The sequence below is a fragment of the Pseudomonas tolaasii NCPPB 2192 genome, from assembly GCF_002813445.1.
GTDB lineage: Bacteria > Pseudomonadota > Gammaproteobacteria > Pseudomonadales > Pseudomonadaceae > Aquipseudomonas > Aquipseudomonas tolaasii.
In genome coordinates this window covers 2,776,010-2,797,330 of sequence record NZ_PHHD01000001.1, presented here as the reverse complement: position 1 = coordinate 2,797,330, position 21,321 = coordinate 2,776,010, and the positions used below count along the sequence as shown (strand labels likewise).

18 protein-coding genes are annotated in these 21,321 nt (G+C 61.4%); 10 read left to right on the top strand and 8 right to left on the bottom strand.

Translation table 11 applies throughout. The annotated features are described in order from the left end of the window. Nucleotides 1–56 precede the first annotated feature (56 nt). From ATI14_RS12890 to ATI14_RS12850, 8 genes are all read left to right on the top strand, one after another. Entirely contained in the window at nt 57–2,381 is a 2,325-nt protein-coding gene (locus ATI14_RS12890) for a TonB-dependent receptor (RefSeq protein WP_016970739.1), read from the top strand. Between the two features lie 382 nt (nt 2,382–2,763). Beyond that, complete coding sequence (locus tag ATI14_RS12885; protein ID WP_016970738.1) at nt 2,764–3,690, top strand: glutamate/aspartate ABC transporter substrate-binding protein; 927 nt, start codon at nt 2,764–2,766, stop codon at nt 3,688–3,690. Between the two features lie 194 nt (nt 3,691–3,884). Next, a complete protein-coding gene (locus ATI14_RS12880) occupies nt 3,885–4,631 on the top strand; it encodes an amino acid ABC transporter permease (RefSeq protein WP_010212762.1) in 747 nt (248 codons plus the stop codon). Then, a complete protein-coding gene (locus ATI14_RS12875; protein ID WP_016970737.1) occupies nt 4,631–5,302 on the top strand; it encodes an amino acid ABC transporter permease in 672 nt (223 codons plus the stop codon). The genes ATI14_RS12880 and ATI14_RS12875 overlap by 1 nt, the downstream gene beginning before the upstream one ends. Then, nucleotides 5,299–6,033, top strand: a complete 735-nt coding sequence (locus ATI14_RS12870; protein WP_016970736.1) for an amino acid ABC transporter ATP-binding protein — start codon at nt 5,299–5,301, stop codon at nt 6,031–6,033. The genes ATI14_RS12875 and ATI14_RS12870 overlap by 4 nt, the downstream gene beginning before the upstream one ends. A gap of 231 nt (nt 6,034–6,264) precedes the next feature. Beyond that, a complete protein-coding gene (aauS, locus tag ATI14_RS12860) occupies nt 6,265–8,166 on the top strand; it encodes a two-component sensor histidine kinase AauS (protein ID WP_016970735.1) in 1,902 nt (633 codons plus the stop codon). Beyond that, entirely contained in the window at nt 8,163–9,500 is a 1,338-nt protein-coding gene (aauR, locus tag ATI14_RS12855) for a two-component response regulator AauR (RefSeq protein ID WP_016970734.1), read from the top strand. The genes aauS and aauR overlap by 4 nt, the downstream gene beginning before the upstream one ends. Beyond that, entirely contained in the window at nt 9,500–9,835 is a 336-nt protein-coding gene (locus ATI14_RS12850; protein ID WP_016970733.1) for a GlpM family protein, read from the top strand. Before aauR ends, ATI14_RS12850 begins: the two co-directional genes overlap by 1 nt. Nucleotides 9,836–9,954: 119 nt before the next feature. Here ATI14_RS12850 and ATI14_RS12845 read toward each other — a convergent pair whose 3' ends face one another. The 6 genes from ATI14_RS12845 to ATI14_RS12820 are packed head-to-tail and all read right to left on the bottom strand — an operon-like array spanning nt 9,955 to nt 17,278. Then, complete coding sequence (locus ATI14_RS12845; protein WP_017255879.1) at nt 9,955–11,352, bottom strand: sigma-54-dependent transcriptional regulator; 1,398 nt, start codon at nt 11,350–11,352, stop codon at nt 9,955–9,957. Continuing rightward, nucleotides 11,342–13,120 carry a sensor histidine kinase gene (locus ATI14_RS12840; RefSeq protein WP_016970731.1) on the bottom strand — a complete coding sequence of 593 codons (1,779 nt, stop codon included), beginning with the start codon at nt 13,118–13,120 and terminating at the stop codon, nt 11,342–11,344. Before ATI14_RS12840 ends, ATI14_RS12845 begins: the two co-directional genes overlap by 11 nt. After that, nucleotides 13,120–14,244: a GNAT family N-acetyltransferase gene (locus ATI14_RS12835; RefSeq protein WP_016970730.1), complete on the bottom strand. Its 1,125-nt coding sequence runs from the start codon at nt 14,242–14,244 to the stop codon at nt 13,120–13,122. The genes ATI14_RS12840 and ATI14_RS12835 overlap by 1 nt, the downstream gene beginning before the upstream one ends. A 46-nt stretch (nt 14,245–14,290) precedes the next feature. Next, nucleotides 14,291–15,184, bottom strand: coding sequence for an alpha/beta hydrolase (locus ATI14_RS12830; protein ID WP_016970729.1), 894 nt, complete (start codon nt 15,182–15,184; stop codon nt 14,291–14,293). Continuing rightward, a complete protein-coding gene (locus ATI14_RS12825; protein ID WP_016970728.1) occupies nt 15,181–16,575 on the bottom strand; it encodes an aspartate aminotransferase family protein in 1,395 nt (464 codons plus the stop codon). Before ATI14_RS12825 ends, ATI14_RS12830 begins: the two co-directional genes overlap by 4 nt. Continuing rightward, on the bottom strand, nt 16,568–17,278 hold the full coding sequence (locus ATI14_RS12820) for an MtnX-like HAD-IB family phosphatase (RefSeq protein ID WP_016970727.1): 711 nt from the start codon (nt 17,276–17,278) through the stop codon (nt 16,568–16,570). The genes ATI14_RS12825 and ATI14_RS12820 overlap by 8 nt, the downstream gene beginning before the upstream one ends. Before the next feature lie 229 nt (nt 17,279–17,507). Here ATI14_RS12820 and ATI14_RS12815 point away from each other — a divergent pair, with 229 nt between their 5' ends. After that, entirely contained in the window at nt 17,508–18,278 is a 771-nt protein-coding gene (locus ATI14_RS12815) for a MipA/OmpV family protein (RefSeq protein ID WP_016970726.1), read from the top strand. A gap of 127 nt (nt 18,279–18,405) precedes the next feature. On the opposite strand, the gene ATI14_RS12810 is transcribed toward ATI14_RS12815, so the two are convergent. Then, nucleotides 18,406–19,059 carry a DsbA family oxidoreductase gene (locus ATI14_RS12810; RefSeq protein ID WP_016970725.1) on the bottom strand — a complete coding sequence of 218 codons (654 nt, stop codon included), beginning with the start codon at nt 19,057–19,059 and terminating at the stop codon, nt 18,406–18,408. Between the two features lie 56 nt (nt 19,060–19,115). After that, on the bottom strand, nt 19,116–20,135 hold the full coding sequence (locus ATI14_RS12805) for an alpha/beta fold hydrolase (protein WP_016970724.1): 1,020 nt from the start codon (nt 20,133–20,135) through the stop codon (nt 19,116–19,118). 194 nt (nt 20,136–20,329) lie between these two features. Here ATI14_RS12805 and metR point away from each other — a divergent pair, with 194 nt between their 5' ends. Beyond that, on the top strand, nt 20,330–21,247 hold the full coding sequence (gene metR / locus ATI14_RS12800) for a transcriptional regulator MetR (RefSeq protein WP_016970723.1): 918 nt from the start codon (nt 20,330–20,332) through the stop codon (nt 21,245–21,247). Nucleotides 21,248–21,321: the final 74 nt, after the last annotated feature.

The following is a 21,321-nucleotide window of genomic DNA, read 5'->3' as shown; positions in this document are numbered from 1 at the left end:
TGAGATCACTTATCAATTACGATCGCCTCTCAATTCCAACAACACGAGACTATTCAATGGCTACCGGGATCAGTTCTGCCCCCCTTTCATCGCGGCATCTGCTCGCGTCGGCTGTGGGCTTGGCAGTGGCTGCGCAGGGAGGTTTCAGTTATGCAGCGGAGACTGCAGCGGATGACAACACAGGGGTAATCCAGCTTGGCGCGACCAGCATTGAAGGTCAGGCCCAAAGCACCAGCACCTACTACCCCGTGGCCCCCTCTTCCCCCAAGTACACCGAAGCGCTGCGCGACACGCCGCAGACAATCACGGTGGTTCCCAAGGAAGTCATTCATGACCAGAACCTGCTGAGCCTGCGCGATGTGCTCAGCACCGTGCCCGGTATCACCTTTGGTGCCGGTGAAGGCGGCAGCGGATATGGCGACAGCATCAACCTGCGCGGTTTTTCGGCCAGCGGCGACATCTATGTCGACGGCGTGCGCGACAGCGCCCAATACAGCCGCACCGACCCCTTCAACCTGGAACAGGTGGAAGTCGTCAGCGGTGCAAGCTCGGTGTACTCGGGCTCCGGCGCCGTCGGCGGCACCATCAACCTGGTGACCAAGCAGCCGGAGCTGCGCGACAAAACCACCGTCAGCGCGGGCATCGGCACAGACAACTACAAGCGCCTGACCCTGGATTCCAACAGCCAGCTCAACGACACCACGGCGTTTCGCCTGAACCTGATGGCCCATGGTAACGATGTGCCGGGTCGCGATTATGAAGATTACTCGCGCTGGGGCATCGCGCCCTCCATCGCCTTCGGCCTGGGCACACCGACCCGCGTAACCCTCAGTTATGAGCATCAGAAAGACGACAACACGCCGCAGTACGGCATTCCCATTTTCAACGGCAAACCCATGCCGGGTGTGGGCTGGAGCGATTTCTACGGCTATCACAACGTCAATGATCAGCAGATCACCTCGGACGCGTTGAGCCTGAAGCTGGAACACGACTTCAACGACTCGGTGTCCGTACGCAACTTCAGCCGCATCGAGCGGGTGCGCCAGGAATTGCGCGCCTCCGGCCCCGAAGGCGCCCAGGCCGGCTGCCTGGCCAGCGGCACCCAGATCACCGGCGCGCCGTGCCCCAAAGGCCTGGCCCCGGGCTTCTTCCAGCCTGCCGGCGGCTCACTGGGTAACGAGCGCAATACCCAGAACAAGATGTTCACCAACCAGACCGACGTGACCAGCCACTTCAGCACCGGTTTCATCGACCACACGCTGGTGACCGGTATCGCCATCAGCCGCGAGGAATACCAGGCGGACACCGGCAAATGGCTGACCAACAGCGACGGCAGCACGATCGTGCCGCCGCCGGTCAGCTTCAGCGACCCGAACTCCTATTGGTCAGGCCCGGTCAATTTCACCCGTGCCGCCCACGTCGACGGCGCGCTGAACAACCGCGCCGCCTATGCGTTCGACACGCTCAAACTCAACCCGCAGTGGGAAATCAACGGCGGTTTGCGCTACGAGCACAATGCCGGCAGCTCGGTGACCAATGCCTACTCGCCAGCCGGCGTGGAAACCCCGGGCACGCGCTTCGGCCAAGCGGATGACTTGACGTCCTACCGCCTGGCGCTGGTGTACAAACCGGTGGAAAACGGCAGCTTCTACATTGCCTACGGCAACAGCAAGACGCCGTCGCAGTCCAGCGTCAACGGCGGTTGCTTCACACCGGCCAAGACCTCAAGCGGCGCCACCAACAACTGCAACGTCGCTCCGGAAACCGCCGTCAGCTATGAGATCGGCACCAAGTGGGACTTCCTCGACAACGCCCTGTCGGTCACCGGCGCGATCTTCCGCAATGACCGCACCAACTACAAAGTCGCCGACCCGGACCCGACCAACCTGAGCGGCTCGCAATCGCTCGACGGCAAAGCCCGCGCCGACGGCGTGGCCCTGGGCCTGAGTGGTGCGATTACAGAGCGCTGGAGGGTCTTCGCCAACTACACCTACCTGGACACCCGCGTGCTGCGCAGTGCCAGCGATTTCACCCTGGCCACCACCGGCTTCGACGCGCAGAAAGGCGAGCCCCTGCCGTTCACGCCAAAACATGCGGCCAGCCTCTGGACGGTGTATGACCTGCCGTATGACTTCCAGGTGGGTTACGGCATCACGGCGCAATCCAGGCAATACCTGGTCAGCGCCGCCGGTGCACCGACCGCCCCGGGCTACGCGGTGCAGCGCGCCATGCTGGGTTACAAGGTCAACAAGCAGTTGAACCTGCAATTGAACGTCAACAACCTGTTCGACAAGGAATACCTGACCCGCATCCGCAACAACGGCTGGGCGGTGCCGGGTGATGGTCGCGCAGCGGTGGTCTCGGCTGACTACACCTTCTGATTGCATCGCCGAACCTGTGGGAGCTGGCTTGCCTGCGATTGCATCACCTCGGTACACCTGAAGACCGAGGTGCCTGCATCGCAGGCAAGCCAGCTCCCACATTAAAGCTGCACCTGAAACACATCTGCGACCATTCGGTTTTCCGAACGGCATCCCCCACACCATTCGGTTAACCGGATCGGCCAGTTACAAATTTCCCGTAACAGAAACTTAATCTCCTTATAAATCAGCCAGATAACCTTTTATTTCAGGTGTGGCACGACTCATGCTCTACACTCCCTGACGATTGCCTGAGACGCTTCAGGAGCCGTCACGGGCATTCGCTGTACAAGAGAGCCGTTTAGCCGGCTTCATAAAAAAAACAAATGTCGAGGAAGTATTGATGCGCATCGTTCCCCATATCCTGGGCGCAGCTATCGCTGCTGCTCTGATCAGCACTCCAGTTTTCGCCGCCGAACTCACCGGCACACTGAAGAAAATCAACGACTCCGGCACCATCACCCTCGCGCACCGCGACAGCTCCATTCCGTTTTCCTACATCGCGGACGGTTCGGGCAAACCTGTGGGCTACTCCCACGACATTCAGCTGGCCATCGTTGAAGCCCTGAAAAAAGACCTGAACAAACCCGACCTGAAAACCAAGTACAACCTGGTGACCTCGCAAACCCGTATCCCGCTGATCCAGAACGGCACCGCGGATATCGAGTGCGGCTCCACCACCAATAATGCCGAACGCGCCCAGCAAGTTGATTTCACCGTCAACATCTTCGAAATCGGCACCCGTCTGCTGGTCAAGAAAGACAAGGACGGCAAGCCAACCTACGCTGACTTTGCCGACCTGAAAGGCAAAAACGTCGTGACCACCGCGGGCACCACGTCCGAGCGCATCATCAAAGCGATGAACGCCGACAAGCAAATGGGCATGAACGTTATCTCCGCCAAAGACCACGGCGAATCCTTCCAGATGCTCGAAAGCGGCCGTGCCGTTGCCTTCATGATGGACGACGCCCTGCTGGCCGGCGAAGAAGCCAAGGCCAAGAAGCCGGACGACTGGGTCATCACCGGTACTCCGCAATCCTTCGAAGCCTACGCGTGCATGGTTCGTAAAGACGACCCGGCCTTCAAGAAGGCTGTGGATGACGCCATCGTCGCCCTGTACAAGTCCGGCGAGATCAACAAGATCTACAGCAAGTGGTTCGAGAGCCCGGTTCCGCCAAAAGGCCTGAACCTGAACTTCCCGATGAGCGAGAAAGTTAAAGAGCTGATCGCCAACCCGAGCGACAAGCCGGCGCCAGACGTAAAAATCTGATACCTGACTAAGCTTATCCCCTGAGGGAGCCAACCCTCCCTCAGGTGCCTGTTACTACCTGCTGGCTTTACTGTGGAACACTCGACCTGGCGGTTTTCGAGCCGATCGCGTGTGCCTGGCGTTCACCGCCGGGCGGGAAAGGATCTTCCCCAAGCGGGTGCTTGTACATCGATCGACTTCGAGGGGAGACCCTAATGAATTACAACTGGGACTGGGGCGTGTTCTTCAAGTCCACTGGCGTTGGCAGCGAGACTTATCTCGACTGGTACATCGCCGGCCTGGGCTGGACCATCGCCATCGCTGTCGTGGCATGGATTATCGCCTTGCTGCTGGGGTCCATTCTGGGCGTCATGCGCACCGTGCCAAACCGCATCGTATCGGGCATCGCGACCTGCTACGTGGAACTGTTTCGTAACGTGCCGCTGCTGGTTCAGCTGTTTATCTGGTACTTCCTGGTACCCGACATGCTGCCGCAAAACCTGCAGGACTGGTACAAGCAAGACCTCAACCCGACCACCTCGGCCTACCTGAGCGTGGTGGTGTGCCTGGGCCTGTTCACCGCCGCCCGTGTGTGTGAGCAAGTACGTACCGGTATCCAGGCGCTGCCACGCGGCCAGGAATCCGCCGCCCGCGCCATGGGTTTCAAGCTGCCGCAGATCTACTGGAACGTGCTGCTGCCCCAGGCTTACCGCATCATCATTCCGCCGCTTACCTCCGAATTCCTCAACGTCTTCAAGAACTCCTCCGTGGCGTCCCTGATCGGCCTGATGGAACTGCTGGCGCAAACCAAACAGACCGCCGAGTTCTCGGCCAACCTGTTTGAAGCCTTCACCCTGGCCACGCTGATCTACTTCACCCTGAACATGAGCCTGATGTTGCTGATGCGCCTGGTCGAGAAGAAAGTCGCGGTGCCCGGCCTGATCTCCGTGGGGGGTAAATAATGGAATTTGATTTCAGCGGCATCATCCCCGCTATCCCGGGCCTGTGGAACGGCATGGTCATGACCCTGCAGTTGATGGTCATGGGCGTGGTCGGCGGCATTGCGTTGGGTACGGTGCTGGCGCTGATGCGCCTGTCGTCCAGCAAACTGCTGTCCCGCGTGGCCGGCGCTTACGTGAACTACTTCCGCTCGATCCCGCTGCTGCTGGTGATCACCTGGTTCTACCTGGCGGTGCCGTTCGTGTTGCGCTGGATCACCGGCGAAGACACCCCGATCGGCGCGTTCACCTCCTGCGTCGTGGCCTTCATGATGTTCGAAGCCGCGTACTTCTGTGAAATCGTGCGGGCCGGCGTGCAGTCGATTCCCAAGGGCCAGATGGGCGCGGCGCAAGCGATGGGCATGACGTATGGCCAGACCATGCGCCTGATCATCCTGCCCCAGGCGTTCCGCAAGATGACCCCGTTGCTGCTGCAACAGTCGATCATCCTGTTCCAGGACACCTCGCTGGTCTACACCGTGGGCCTGGTGGACTTCCTCAACTCCGCCCGCTCCAACGGCGACATCATCGGCCGCTCCAACGAGTTCCTGATCTTCGCCGGTGTCGTCTACTTCATCATCAGCTTTTCCGCCTCGCTGCTGGTCAAGCGTCTGCAAAAAAGGTTTGCCGTATGATCTCTATCAAGAACATCAACAAGTGGTATGGCGACTTCCAGGTGCTGACCGATTGCAGCACCGAGGTTAAAAAAGGCGAAGTGATCGTGGTGTGCGGGCCGTCCGGCTCGGGCAAATCCACCCTGATCAAGTGCGTCAACGCGCTGGAACCCTTCCAGAAAGGCGACATTGTGGTCGACGGCACCTCCATCGCCGACCCGAAGACCGACCTGCCGAAACTGCGCTCGCGCGTGGGCATGGTGTTCCAGCATTTCGAGCTGTTCCCGCACTTGACCATCACCGAAAACCTGACCATCGCGCAGATCAAGGTGCTGGGCCGCAGCAAGGAAGAGGCCACCAAAAAGGGCCTGCAATTGCTCGACCGCGTTGGCCTGTCGGCCCACGCTCACAAGCACCCGGGCCAGCTCTCCGGCGGCCAGCAGCAACGTGTGGCCATCGCCCGCGCCCTGGCCATGGACCCGATCGTCATGCTGTTCGACGAACCGACCTCGGCCCTGGACCCGGAAATGGTCAACGAAGTGCTCGACGTGATGGTGCAACTGGCCCACGAAGGCATGACCATGATGTGCGTCACCCACGAAATGGGCTTCGCCCGCAAAGTGGCCGACCGCGTGATCTTCATGGACGCCGGCAAGATCATCGAAGACTGCCCGAAAGAAGAGTTTTTCGGCGACATCAGCGCCCGCTCCGAACGCGCGCAGCACTTCCTTGAGAAAATCCTGCAGCACTAAGTGCAATGAATACAGGCAGTGCTGAGAGGCTTGTCTGTGGCGAGGGAGCTTGCTCCCGCTGGGGCACGAAGTGGCCCCAAAACAGGCGACTTATTTTTCCAGTGAAGAATTGCGGTCGTCAGTTTTCAGGGCTGCTACGCAGCCCAGCGGGAGCAAGCTCCCTCGCCACAATCAGCATTCACAGCCAAAGATCCCTGTATTCACATTGGTAGCTGACCCAAGGCATCTGTGATGAAATGCGACCCCAACCAATTTCGCGCCGCACCGCCATCACTTGCCGTGAAACCACGCCTGATTCGCCAACTGTTCCTGCCGCCACTGATCATCGCCCTGATGATCGGCCTGGGTTATATCGGCTTTTGGGTCAGTGAGTACTACGGCATTCGCACCCTCAGCGACAACGGCGAACGCCAGCTGGAGTTGCATGCCCGTACCGTCGAAAGCGAACTGAGCAAATACACCTACCTGCCCAGCTTGCTGGAACTGGAGTCCAGCGTGTCCACGCTGCTGGCCGACCCCAACCAGGAAACCCGGCAACCGGTCAATGATTACCTCGAAGGCCTGAACCGCCGCAGTCGCAGCCGGGCCATCTACGTGATGGACACCACCGGCCGCGTACTGGCCACCAGTAACTGGCGCGACGCCGACAGTTACCAGGGTGAAGACCTGTCCTTCCGTGCCTATTTCCAAAATGCCGTACGCGGTCAGCCCGGTCGTTTCTATGGCGTGGGCAGCACCAACGGCGAAGCCGGCTACTACCTGGCCCACGGCCTGGAGGAACACGGCAAAATCATCGGCGTCGCCGTGGTCAAGGTGCGCCTCGAAGCGCTTGAAGATCGTTGGCAGCGCGCGCGCCTCGAAGCGTTTGTCAGCGATGAGAACGGCATCATCATCCTCTCCAGTGACCCGGCCCGCCGCCTCAAGGCCGTGCGCCCGCTGAGCGACGAGACCAAGGAACGCCTGGCCCACAGCCTGCAATATTACTGGGCGACATTGAACGAGCTGGAGCCCCTGGCCCGCGAGCGCCTCAACGAAGGCACCGAAAAACTGACCTTCCCGGCCAACAGCGAAGTGGTCAACGACGAACACGAAGTCAGCTACCTGGCGCAAACCCGCCCGCTCACCGACACCCCGTGGAATTTCACCCTGCTCACGCCGCTCAACGACCTGCGCCGCGCAGCAATCAACCAGGGCATTCTGGTGGCCGTCGCCTTTGGCCTGGTCGCATTCCTGTTGATCGCCTGGAACGAACGGCGCAAAGTCATCGCCACCCGCCTTGCCGCGCGGGAAGCCTTGCAGGAAGCCAACAGCCAGCTGGAACGACGGATTGCCGAACGCACCGCCGACCTGCGCGCCAGCAACGAACGCCTCAAGGGCCAGATCCGCGAGCGACGCCAGGCCGAAGAAACTCTGCGCCACGCCCAGGATGAGCTGGTACAGGCGGGTAAACTTGCGGCCATCGGCCAGATGTCCACCAGCATCGCCCATGAGTTGAACCAGCCGCTGGCCGCCTTGCGCACCCTGTCGGGCAACACCGTGCGCTTCCTTGAGCGCGGCGCCCTCGACACCGCCAGCACCAACCTCAAGACCATCAACGAACTGATCGACCGCATGGGCCGCATCACCGCCAGCCTGCGCTCCTTCGCCCGGCGCGGTGACGACCAGGGCGAAGCCAACCTCGGCAAAGCCGTGGATGCCGCGTTTCAGGTGCTGGGCGCACGCCTGGACGGCTTGCCGTTGAAGGTCAATCGCGACTTCGCCCACGCCCAATTGCAGATCGATCAGACGCGTCTGGAACAGATTCTGGTCAACCTGATCGGCAACGCCCTTGACGCCATGCAGGCACAACCGGCTCCCGAGCTGTGGCTGGACGGCCACAACGTTGACGACAAGTACCGCCTGCAAGTACGCGACAACGGCCACGGTATCGACCCCGAGGCGCGCAAGCATTTGTTCGAACCGTTCTTCACCACCAAACCCGGCGAACAAGGCCTGGGCCTGGGGCTGACGCTTTCCGCCAGCCTCGCGGCAGCCACCGGCGGCAACCTCGCCGTGGAACACCCGGCCAGCGGTGGTACTGCCTTTGTCTTGTGCCTGCCGCTGGCGGGCGCTCAAAAAGCTGAGTCGACATGAATACAGATTCGAAAGACCTCACCGTTCTGATCGTCGAAGACGACCCCCATGTGTTGCTCGGCTGCCAGCAAGCCCTGGCGCTGGAAGACATTCACAGCGTGGGCGTGGGCAGCGCCGAAGAAGCGCTCAAGCGCATCGGCGAGAATTTTGCCGGCATTGTGATCAGTGACATCCGTTTGCCGGGCATCGACGGCCTGGAATTGCTGACGCGCCTCAAGGCCCTGGATAAAAGCCTGCCGGTGGTGCTGATCACCGGGCATGGCGACATTTCCATGGCGGTCGGTGCCATGCGCAACGGCGCCTACGACTTCATGGAAAAACCCTTCTCCCCCGAGCGCCTGGTGGACGTGGCACGCCGCGCCCTGGAACAGCGCGGGCTGGCGCGGGAAGTCTGGTCGTTGCGCCGTCAATTGGCCGAGCGTGATTCCCTGGAAGGCCGCATCATCGGCCGCTCGCCCGCCATGCAAAACCTGCGCGAGCTGATCGCCAACGTGGCCGACACCTCGGCCAACGTACTGATCGAAGGTGAAACCGGCACCGGCAAGGAACTGGTCGCGCGCTGCCTGCATGATTTCAGTCGGCGTCATTCCCACCAATTCGTCGCCCTGAACTGCGGCGGCCTGCCGGAAAACCTGTTCGAAAGCGAAATCTTCGGCCACGAAGCCAACGCCTTTACCGGTGCGGGAAAACGGCGTATCGGCAAAATCGAACACGCCCACGAGGGCACGCTGTTCCTCGATGAAGTGGAAAGCATGCCGATCAACCTGCAAATCAAACTGTTGCGGGTGCTGCAGGAACGCACCCTCGAACGCCTGGGCTCGAACCAGAGCGTGGCGGTGGATTGCCGGGTGATCGCCGCCACCAAATCCGACCTCGACGAACTGAGTCGCGCCAGCCAATTCCGCAGCGACCTGTATTACCGCCTCAACGTGGTCACCCTGGAGCTGCCACCGCTGCGCGAACGCCGCGAAGACATCCTGCAGTTGTTCGAGCACTTCCTGCAGCAGTCGTCGCTACGGTTTGACCGCAGCGTGCCGGAGCTGGACAACCAGACCGTCTCCACCCTGATGAGCCACGACTGGCCGGGTAATGTGCGCGAACTGCGCAACGTCGCCGAGCGCTTTGCCCTGGGCCTGCCGGCCTTCAAGAAAAGCGGCACCGGCAGCGGCAGCCACGGCCTGGCCTTTACCGAAGCAGTGGAAGCGTTCGAGCGCAACCTGCTCAATGACGCCCTGCAACGCAGCGGCGGCAACCTGACCCAGGCCAGCCAGGAACTGGGAATGGCCAAGACCACGCTGTTCGACAAGGTCAAGAAATACGGGTTGAGCCACTGATGGATCTATTTCTCAAAGCCGCCCTCGGCGCGGCGGTGGTGTTGATCCTGGCCGCGCTGGCCAAGACCAAAAACTACTACATCGCCGGGCTGGTGCCGCTGTTTCCGACCTTCGCGCTGATCGCGCACTACATCGTCGGCAAGGGCCGTTCGGTGGAGGATTTGAAGACCACCATCCTGTTCGGGATGTGGTCGATCATTCCGTACTTTGTGTACCTGGCCACGCTGTACGTCATGGTTGACCGCATGCGGTTGGAGGCGTCGCTCGCGGTGGCGGCGGTGGCATGGTTGATGGCGGCGACGGTGCTGGTCAGCGTGTGGGTTCGCATGCACTGATTGATCGTTCCCACGCTTCGCGTGGGAATGCAGCCCAGGACGCTCCGCGTCCCAAAGCGTGACGCAGAGCGTCACAGGAGGCGTTCCCACGCAGAGCGTGGGAACGATCCTCAGGGAAATCAGCGGATGATCTTCTCGACGTGAATGCCGAGCTTCTTCAAGCGGTACCAGAAACTTCTCTCGGAAATCCCGATCTTCGACGCTGCCGCCGCTTGCACGCCGTTGGTCTCGTTCAACGCCGCCAGAATGTAGGTTTTTTCGACTTCCGCCAGTGCGGCGTCCAGGTCCGCCGGTACTTCCGGGTTGTCGCCAAGCAGCGCTGCCACGCCCTCCTCGGCAGGCCTGGAGGCAAACAGATAGGCCGGCAGGTCGATGTCTTCGATCACCGGTTTGGCCGCGACGATGGTGGCGCGCTCCACGCAGTTTTGCAGCTCGCGAATATTGCCCGGCCAGTGGTAAGCCGCCATGGCCTGCAACGCCTCCGCGCTGAAGCCGGTGATACGTTTGCCGGCGGTGGCGCTCAGGGTTTCGGCGAAGTGGCGGGCCAGGGGCACGATGTCTTCGGCGCGCTCGCGCAGGGCCGGCAGCGGAATCGGGAACACGTTGAGGCGGTAGTACAAGTCTTCGCGAAACTCCTTGTTCGCCACCGCGTCCAGCAGGTTCTTGTTGGTGGCGGCGATCACCCGCACATCCACCTTGCGCTCTCTCGGGTCGCCCACCGGCTCGATCACGCGCTCCTGCAACGCGCGCAGAATCTTGGCCTGCAACGCCAGCGGCATATCGCCGACCTCGTCCAGGAACAGCGTGCCCTGGTCGGCCTGCATGAAGCGCCCTACCCGGTCGGCCACGGCGCCGGTAAACGCGCCTTTGCGGTGGCCAAACATTTCACTTTCCAGCAAGCCTTCGGGAATGGCCGCGCAATTGACCGCCACGAACGGCTTGTCGGCGCGGCTGCCATGTTTGTGGATGGCACGGGCGACCATTTCCTTGCCGGTGCCGCTCTCGCCGGTCAGCAGAATGGTCGCGTTACTCTCGCGCACCGAATCGATCGCGTGCAGCACCTGGCGGAACGCCGGGCTGTCGCCCACCAGGCTGTCGAACTGTGCGTGCTGGTCCAGCTCGGCGCGCAGGCGCGCGTTGTCGCGCAGGATGTCGCGAAACTGCAGGGCCTTGGCCACGGTGATGTCCAGCTCATCGATGTCGAACGGTTTGGCGATGTAGTCGTAGGCGCCATTGCGCATCGACTGCACGGCGTTTTTCACCGTGCTGTAGGCCGTCATCACGATCACCGGCAGCTCGGGGAAGCGCACCTTGATCTCGGCCAGCAGCGCCGGGCCGTCCATGCCGGGCATGCGCCAGTCGCTGATCACCAGGTCGATGTCTTCCTGCTCCAGCACCTTGAGCGCGTGCAGGCCGTTACTCGCGGTGAACACCTGAATGCCGCTCTGGCTCAGGGCCGACGACAGCAAATCACAGAGCTTGGGCTCGTCGTCGACCACCAATACGTTATGCGTCATGACCTTCCTCATCCTCGCCGTCGTCTTCACCTTGCGCCGGAATGAACAGGCTGAAGGTGGCGCCGGCATCTTTTTCACTGGCACATTCAATGCTGCCATCGTGACTTTCCATGATCGAATAGACTTTCGCCAAGCCCAAACCCGTGCCCTGAGCCTTGGTGGTGACGAACGGAGTAAAGATACGCTCAATCATGTCCGCCGGAATGCCCTGGCCGGTGTCGGCGATGCTGATCACCGTGTTGTCATCTACCGTGCGAATGCCCAGGGTCAGACGCCCGCCTTCGGGCATCGCGTCGATGGCGTTGAGAATCAGGTTCAGGCAAGCCTGCTTGAGCTGTTTGGCATCGGCATACAGCGTTGCACCGGGGGCCTGGTCATCGATGTGGGCATCGATGTTGTGGGTCGCCAGCTCCGGGCTGCAAAACCCGAGAATTTCCTCTACCAGCACACGTGCCGGCTGCAACACCCGAAGGGGCGCGTTGGGCTTGGCGAAATCGAGAAACTCGGTGATCAGGTCGTTGATGCGGCTGACCTCGCTGATCACGTATTCCAGGTGGCGCTTGTCGGTTTCCGGCAGGTCGACGCGGCGGTGCAGCAACTGGGTGGCTGTCTTGATGATGCCCAGCGGGTTGCGGATTTCGTGGGCCAGGCCCATGGCGACTTCGCCGAGGGCGTGCAGCCGGTCGCGGCGGCGCAATTGGGCTTCGAGGTGGTGCAACTCGCCCAGGCGCTCGGTCATGTGGTTGAAGGTGCTGCTCAGTTGCGCCAGCTCATCGCCGCCGGTCACCCGCACGCGATGCTCGTAGTTGCCCGAGATCACCGCGTTCACGCCCTGGGACAAATCCCGCAGCGGCTGGGTCAGGCGCCGCGACACCAGCACCCCGGCGCCGAGGGACAACGCCGAGCTGAGCAGGAAAATCAGCACGAACAGGTTGCTCTGATTCACCAGCCCCACCAGGCTGGTATGGCGCAGCAAGCCGCTGAAAATCACCCCTTGCAGGTCGCCGGCATCGTTGAAGATCGGCCAGTACAACCCGCTGTAGTTGTTGGTGAATTGCTCGCTGGGTTGCCGGGTGCTGCGCATCGCCGTCTCCACATCCTTGGGAATGCGCGACGGATGATTCTCAAAGCGCTGGGTCGAGAAAATCTCGTTGAACCCCGACGGGTTGGCCAGGTACAGGCGCAAGTCCAGGGAGTGCACATCGGCCACACTGGTCAGGAAACTGCTGTCCAGGTAAGTGGCCACCAACAGCAGGTAATCGACGCCCTCCTGGGTAGTTTCGAAGGTCGAGACCACCAGGCCCGTGCTGACGCCAGCCACTTGTACCGTTTGCAGCACCGCGTTGCTGGTCAGGTCGATCTGTTTGACGATGTCATCGGAGGCCGTGCTGAACATCACCTTGTGGTCACTGCTGCGAATCAGCGCGACCACATCGATATCGGTGGCGTCGGCAATGTCCGCCGTCAACCGGTCGTGTTTGGCCGCCTGCTTGCTGGAAGGCGGGCTGGTGTAGCGCAGAAACAGCTTGGCCATGCGCGCGTTGTCATGAAGGATGTCGCCGATCTCGTCCTTGACGATTTTGGTCGACTCTTGCAGCCAGATGCGCACGTTACTGTCGAAAATCTGCGACAGCGTGGTTGCTGCCAGCTCGGCGGCGATCATGGTGGGAATCACGCTGACCAGCCAAAACGCCAGCACCAGCTTGCGCTGGACACTCCAGCGCGAAATGGCAAAAGGGCGGGCTTTCTGGCGGGTCTTGGTGATCATCAGGTTTCGCTTATCACAGCAGCCATGGCAGGGTCGGAACGGTCCGGTCGTAGAAACATTTTCGCAAGTGTGAGCACGCCGTTGACCAGCCGGTTACGGTGGCGGAAAAACATGCTGTTGCCGCGAAATTCGCAGCCCAGGCGCAGCTTACTGGCATACCCCTCCTGGCCGCACTCGTACACCGGAATATTGTGCGCAATACAATAGTCGACATTGGTCAGCCAGCACCTGAAATACAGGTTGTACTCACGACCGAATTCAATGTCATGCCCGAAAAACTTGTCGACCAGCCGGTGCTGGTCCAAAAGGATCAGGTTGAAGGCCACCAATCGCTCGTCCACCCAGTAAAGAGCACAGACTGCACGGTTTTCAAGGCGTTCAAGGATGCCGGTGAAGTAGCTGGCCGGCAGGCGCTCGAACTGGAAATCGGCACGGCTGAGGGTGCCTTCATACAGGCGCATCACTTCGGGCAACACGTCATCAATATTGTGCCGCCATTCCACGCGAGGGCCTGGCGCACGCAGTTTGCGGCGCAGGTCCTTGCGGGTGGATTTGCACAACGAGCCCAGGTAGGCATCAACCGAACCGTAAGGCACGCTCAACAGCCCGCTGGGTAACCCCGGCATGCTCTGAAAGCCCGCCGCCTCGCAGCTGGCGGCCCAGTGCGGGTCGCTGGTCGGCACATCTTTAACCGCCAGCAGGCCCACACCGAGCGCGTTGGCATCCTGGCGCGCGGCCTGCAGCAACTGTTTGAGAAACAGTGGGCGTCGAACGTCGGCCACGCTGCTGGCAATGCCCGCGTCACAGCGCTCGGCCACCGGCGAGCCGATGGCGTACAACTGCACCTGCAAAACACCCGGCCACAGTCGCTCCAGGCGCTCGGTAAAGCGCTTTGCGCTGCCCGACACCGTGGTGTCGAGGCGATAATCGGTGATGAAGGCGGCGGCGACCGCCATCACCGTGCCGTTTTCGTAGACAGCCAGGTAACGCCAGGTGAAATCACGGATGGCCGCGTTTTCCACGGCGACGTAATAGTCCCAATCCTCCAGGGCACCGGGAAAACAGTCGTTCCAGGCACTGCGCTGGATGGCCCGGATGGTCGGGAAGGCTTGGGCGGTGATCACGTACTTCCCTTATCTATATGGCGATCAGGAGCGGCACCCTGATGTGTCAGGCAGACCGAAGTGCTGCCATCGCAGGCAAGCCGGTGCCCACCTGGATCTGTGTGGGGTTGAAGGCCGCGTGTTGCTCGACGAATTCGGCGCTCAGCTCGATCACCCGGCGGTATTGCAGGTCGACGGTGATCATGTGGTAGCAGTTGTCCAGCAGGATCTTGGTCACGGGGCCGCCAAGATGGCGTTCCACATAATCGGCATTCCAGCGGCTGGTGATGTCATCCTCGATGGAATGCAGCACCAGTGCCGGCACCTTGACCTCGGGCATGCGTTTTTTGACCACGGCGTTCATGCGGTGCAACTCGCGCACCGTGATGCCTTCCATGGTCAGCAAACCGGCCTCGCTGCTCTCCCCTTCCTTCATCTGGCGCTCGACAATCGCCCGCAGGCGCTCGTTCTTGATGCCATACGGCGGCTTCTCTTCGAAGCGGCAGATGTGCACGCCGAACGGGATCTTCATCAACAACGGCGTCAGAAACGCCAGCTTGTGAATGCTCCAGCCGTCGTACTTCAAGGTGGTGGAATACATCAACAGCCCGGCGACCTGGCCCGGGTGCTCGGCGGCCACGTACATCGACATCACCGCGCCCATGGACAAGCCCCCGACAAACACCTGCTCGTGGCGCTGGCGCACCTGCACGAAGGTCTTGCGCACGCCTTCGTACCAGTCCAGCCAGCCGGTGGCCTGCAAGTCGCTGTTATCGCCGCAGTGCCCGGCCAGGGTGGGCACGTACACCGTGCAGTTGCCCGCCTTGGCCAGGCCTTTGGCGACCTGACGCAATTCCGTCGGGGTGCCGGTCAGGCCGTGGATCAACAGGATCCCGACCGGACCTTCACCGAGAACGAAACCGGCATCACCTTCACCGAGGTCGATCTCTACCTGTTTCACCGGTTGGTCGCCCGCACCAGCAGTTGCTCCAGCAGCTTCAGGCCCAGGTCGATTTCCGGGTAGCTGATTTCCAGTGACGGAGCCAGGGTGATCACGTTTTTGTAGTAACCGCCCACGTCGAGAATCAAGCCGAGTTTCTGGCCGTCCACGATCATGTCGCCTTTCATGCCCTCTTCGACCATGTAGTCCAGGGTCGCCTTGTCTGGCGTGAAGCCGTCCGGTGCGCAGATTTCGCAGCGCAGGGCCAGGCCCAGGCCGTCGACGTCGCCGATGATCGGGAAACGTTTCTGCAGGTCTTGCAGGCCTTCGAGGAAGTATTTGCCCTTGGCCATGACCATCGCGCCGTAGTCGACTTCGTTGGTCATCTTGAACATTTCCAGGCCCACTGCCGTGCCCAACGGGTTGGACGCGAAGGTGGAGTGGGTGGAACCTGGCGGGAAGATTTTCGGGTTGATCAATTCTTCACGGGCCCAGATGCCGCCCAGCGGGTTGAGGCCGTTGGTCAACGCCTTGCCGAAGACGATCACGTCCGGCTGCACGTCGAAGTGTTCGATCGACCACAGTTTGCCGGTGCGGTAGAAGCCCATCTGGATTTCGTCGGACACCATCAGGATGCCGTGCTGATCCAGCACTTGCTTGAGTTCACGGTAGAAGTTCATCGGCGGAATCACGTAGCCGCCGGTGCCCTGGATCGGCTCGACATAAAACGCGGCGTACTCGCTGGAACCGACTTTCGGGTCCCACACACCGTTGTATTCGGTCTCGAACAGACGGGCAAATTGCTGCACGCAGTGGCTGCCGTATTCTTCCTTGGTCATGCCTTTAGGGCCGCGGAAGTGGTACGGGAACGGAATGAACTGCGCGCGCTCACCGAAGTGGCCGTAGCGACGACGGTAGCGGTAGCTGGAGGTGATCGACGAGGCGCCGAGGGTACGGCCGTGGTAGCCGCCTTCAAAGGCGAACATCAGGCTCTTGCCGTTGGTGGCGTTACGCACGACCTTCAGGGAGTCTTCGATGGACTGCGAGCCGCCGACGTTGAAGTGCACGCGGCCGTCGAGGCCGAACTTCTTCTTGGCGTCGACTGCGATCATTTCCGACAGCTCGATCTTGCCTTTGTGCAGGTACTGGCTGGCGATTTGCGGCAGGGTGTCGATCTGCTGTTTCAGCGCGTTGTTCAGGCGCGGGTTGGCATAGCCGAAGTTAACGGCCGAGTACCACATTTGCAGGTCGAGGTAGGCCTGGTCTTCGGTGTCCCACACGTAGGAGCCTTCGCAGCGGCTGAAAATACGCGGTGGCTCGATGTAGTGAACGGTGTCGCCGTAGGAGCAGTACTTGGCTTCTTTATCCAGAAGAATCTGGTCTTCGGCAGTGGCGATTCGGATATCAGACATGGTGGAAGAGTTCCTGACTTTCAATAGGGAGATCAGCAGCAAAGGTGCCGGTATTGGCGGCGCTGCCCATTGGCAACCTGGCCAGTAGCGCAGGCAGCTCGGCAAAGGTGTCGAAGCGCGCGTGGGGAATGTTGTTGGCTTCGCAATAGTTGGCGAGGCTGCCTTTGGCGAAGACGAAATCGGCGGTTGACGCCACGCACATGTCGGACTTGCCGTCGCCGATTACCAGCACGCGCTTGTTGCGCGGGGTGGACTTGCACTTGCAGTTGCCGGACGCCGCGCGGCAGGCATCGCTGGAATGCGGGAAATCGATGCGCCAGCTGTTCTGGTCAACCTGACGCAGGCGGTTGGCGAGGATCGGCAGCAGGGTCACGTAGTTGCGCGACAGGATGCGCGCGATGCCTTGCTCAATGCCGTCGCTGACCACTTCGATGGTCGCGCCCAGGCCCATGACGTGATCGACGAAGTCCGGGAAGTCCGGGTCGATTTCAACGCTGTCGAAGTACGCCAGCAGTTCGGCCGGGGTCGCCTTGATCAGCGCCAGTTGACGGCTCAGGCATTCGCGGGAACCGATATGCCCATCCAGCCATTCCTGTTCGATGGTTTCCCACTCGGGGCCGGCGAAGCGTTGGAGGACGTTGTCGATGACATCGGTGGGGGTGATGGTCCCATCGAAATCACACACGATATGCCACTGAATCATCTGCGTATTACCTTGGAAGGGCGCGCTCTGTGCGCTTGCACAAGGGGTAGAGCAGGGACTGTGCCAACTGGATGAAACCCCGCAGGGCCGGGGTTTTGGCGGATGTGAGCCGGGGATTTGTGTCACAGGAGCTACAATTTTTGTAGCTCGCTACAAACAAGATGAGTGCTTGCGCTGCGGGTGCCCTTCGCGCGTGAATGCGCGCATGCCCACACAAGGAAACCGTTTCATGCTCAAGCTGACTTCTGCTGTATTCGCCGGTGTACTGGGGCTATGGGGCGTTTGCGACGCCGCATGGGCCGAAGGCATCACCGGCGAAGTGGGTGCGGGCGTGAGCTACCAGCCCCACGACCCGACCGGCAGCCGCTACGAAACCCAGCCGATTCCCTATTTCGATCTGGACTGGGGCAACGTCAGCCTGGGCACCGACGACGGCCTGACCTGGAGCGCGCTCAACACCCACGGCATCACCGCCGGCCCCTACATCAATTACCTGCCGGGGCGCACGGCCAATGGCTCGCTGCGCGGCTTGCGTGATGTGCAGGACGCAGCCGAGGTGGGCGGGTTCATTCAATACGCCCCGGCCGAGTTCTGGCGGGTATACGCCCAGGTTGGCCAGTCGGTCGGCGGCACGCGGGATCAAAGCGGTGTGGTCGGCAAGCTCGGCGGCGAGCTGGGCTACCCGCTGGGTGGCGGAATTATCGGCAGCACCGGTTTGATGGCGCACTTTGCCGATGCGCGCCAGACCCAGGCGTTTTTCGGAGTGGATGACAAAGAGGCGGCGGCTTCGGGCTTTCGCCCCTACAACGCCAGCGCGGGGTTCCAGAACTTCACGTTGACGCAGAGTTTCGAGTTTCCCCTGGACACGCACTGGTCATTGTTGACCAGTGCCAGCTGGGTGCATCTGGTGGGGTCGGCGGCCAACAGCAGCATCGTCAAGGAAACCGGCGAGGTGAACCAGGGGCAGGTGCAGACAGCGATCAGCTACAAGTTTGACTGAAAGCGATCGTTCCCACGCTCTGCGTGGGCATGCATCCTGTGACGCTCTGCGTCACGACTTTAGGAGCGGGACGCCGAGCGTCCGGGGCGGCATTCCCACGCGGAGCGTGGGAACGATCACTCTGCGGTCAGCCCTTGGCCTCGCTGATGATCTGCCGAATCGCGCCGACAAACGCCTCGGCCGGCTGCCCGCCGCTCACCGCATACTGGTCGTTGAACACGATGGTCGGCACCGACGACACACCGCGTGAGACCCACAGTTGCTCTTGCTCGCGCACTTCGGCGGCGTATTCATCAGAAGCCAGAATCTCGGCCGCACGCTTGATATCCAGGCCGACACTTTCGGCAATGATCGCCAGTGTCGCGTGGTCGGACGGATCCTGCCCCTCGCTGAAGTACGCCTTGAACAGCGCTTCCTTGAGGTTGTACTGCAACCCTTCCAGCCCGGCCCAATGCAATAGACGGTGCGCGTCAAAGGTGTTGTAGATCCGGCTCTGGCCGTCGGTGCGGAATGCAAACCCCAAGGCGGCGCCCATGTCGCGGATGCGCTCGCGGTTGGCCTGGGATTGCTCGGCGGTGGAGCCGTATTTTTCGGTGATGTGTTCGACGATGTTTTGCCCTTCAGCCGGCATGTTCGGGTTCAGTTCGAACGGCTGGAAATGGATCTCGGCCTGCACCTCGGCGCCCAACTGGTCGAGGGCCTCGGTCAGGCCGCGCAGGCCGATGATGCACCAGGGGCAGGACACATCGCTGACGAAATCGATTTTCAGGGAAGTACTCATGACGGGCAGACCTCGCTGGCTTCACTCAGCCGCAAAAGCTCCACGATACACCAACTTCACAGCACCTTCGAAGGCTCGTCCAGGTCGATCTGCGCCCAGTGCGCGGCATCTTCGCGATGGGCTTTGAGGTACGGCAGCACCGCCGTCAGCAGCGGCGCCTTGAACGCCTCCTGAAAACGATGGGCCATACCGGGAATCAGCTTCAACTGGCTGCCCTGGATATGCGCGGCCAGGTGCACGCCATGCATCACCGGCAACAACGGGTCGGCGGTGCCGTGTACCACCAGCGTCGGGACGCGCAGTTGGTTGAGCAACGGCACGCGGCTCGGTTCGGCGAGAATCGCCATGATCTGGCGCTTCACGCCGTCGGGGTTGAAGGCACGGTCGTAGGACAGCGCCGCCTGATGCAGCAACGCCTGGCGATCATCCTTGACGTAAGGGCTGCCCAGCGCCGCCAGCAGGTCGGCCTGTTGCTCCAGCGCGACTTCACGGTTCGGCGCACTGCGCCGCGACAACAACTGCACCAGCGCCGCATTCGGGGCGGGCAGGCCTTCGGCGCCGGAGCTGGTCATCACCAGGGTCAGGCTTTCCACCCGTTGCGGCGCCATCGCCGCCAGGTGCTGGGCGATCATGCCGCCCATGCTTGCGCCCAATACGTGGAATTGCTCGATCTGCAAGGCATCCATCAAACCCAGCGCGTCGTCGGCCATGTCGGTCAGGGTATACGGCGCCGCCACCGGCAGGCCGAGCTTGTAGCGCAGCACTTCAAAAGTCAGGTTGGCGCTGGCCGGGGCCTGGCGCCAGGTGGACAGGCCGACATCACGGTTGTCGTAACGAATCACCCGAAAACCCTGCTGGCATAGCGCGACCACCACTTCATCCGGCCAGTGGATCAACTGCCCGCCCAGGCCCATCACCAGCAGCAACGCAGGGTCGGACGCACGGCCGATACTCTGGTAGGCGATGCTCACCTGTTCCAGGTCAACCGTTTGAGTCGGGACGTTGACGTCACATCGAGAAGCCGCAAAAGACGGCAGGCCGAACAAGAGAGCGGCCAGTAAAAACAACACGCGCATGAAAAACACCGAAACACAGAACCCCAGTAGAGCGCGAGTCTGATGAAGTTTGTTCAAGCGCGCTGCCACAGTTGCGTGACAGTTTGATGAAGAGTGCCGGGCGGTCATGTTTAAGCAACGTGTCGACACATGCCGCAACATGAGACAAACTCACGCAATTCCGATTCGCCACAAATTGTCTTCATGGAGAGCCCGTGCTCGAAATCCGTCATCTCAAGACCCTGCACGCCCTGCGCGAAGCCGACAGCCTGGTAGAAGCCGCCGAGCGCCTGCACCTGACGCAGTCGGCGCTGTCCCACCAGTTCAAAGAGCTGGAAGAACGCCTGGGCATGCCGCTGTTCGTGCGCAAGACCAAACCGTTGCGCTTCACCAGCGCCGGTCTGCGCCTGCTGCAACTGGCCGACGCCACCTTGCCGCTGCTGCGCGGCGCCGAGCGTGATATTGCGCGCTTGTCCGGCGGCACCGCCGGGCGCCTGCACATGGCGATCGAGTGCCACAGTTGCTTCCAGTGGCTGATGCCGACCATCGATCAGTTCCGCGATGCCTGGCCTGAGGTCGAACTGGACCTGGCCTCCGGCTTCGCCTTCGCGCCGTTGCCGGCCCTGGCCCGTGGCGACCTCGACCTGGTGGTGACCTCCGACCCGCTGGAATTGCCGGGCATCACCTACGTGCCGCTGTTCACTTACGAAGCCATGCTCGCGGTGGCCAACCAGCACGCGCTGGCCAACAAGGCCTACATCGTGCCGGAAGATCTGCTCACCGAAACCCTGATCACCTACCCGGTGGAACGCGACCGCCTGGATATTTTCACGCGGTTCCTGGAACCCGCCGACGTCGAGCCCGCGCAAGTGCGCACCTCGGAACTGACGGTGATGATGATGCAACTGGTTGCCAGCGGCCGTGGCGTATGCGGCATGCCCCACTGGGCGTTGCATGAGTACAGCTCGCGTGGTTACGTGAAGGCCAAGCGCCTGGGTGAAAAAGGCTTGTTTGCGACGCTGTACGCGGGGATTCGTGCCGACATGCTGGACGCGCCGTACATGCGTGACTTTTTGCTGACGGCCAAGGACACGTCGTTTTCCACGCTGGATGGCGTGAGTGCCGTGCGCTGATATTCGAAACGATGAAAATCACTGTGGGAGCTGGCTTGCCTGCGATGGCTGTCTGTCAGAAGAAAAGTCCTGAC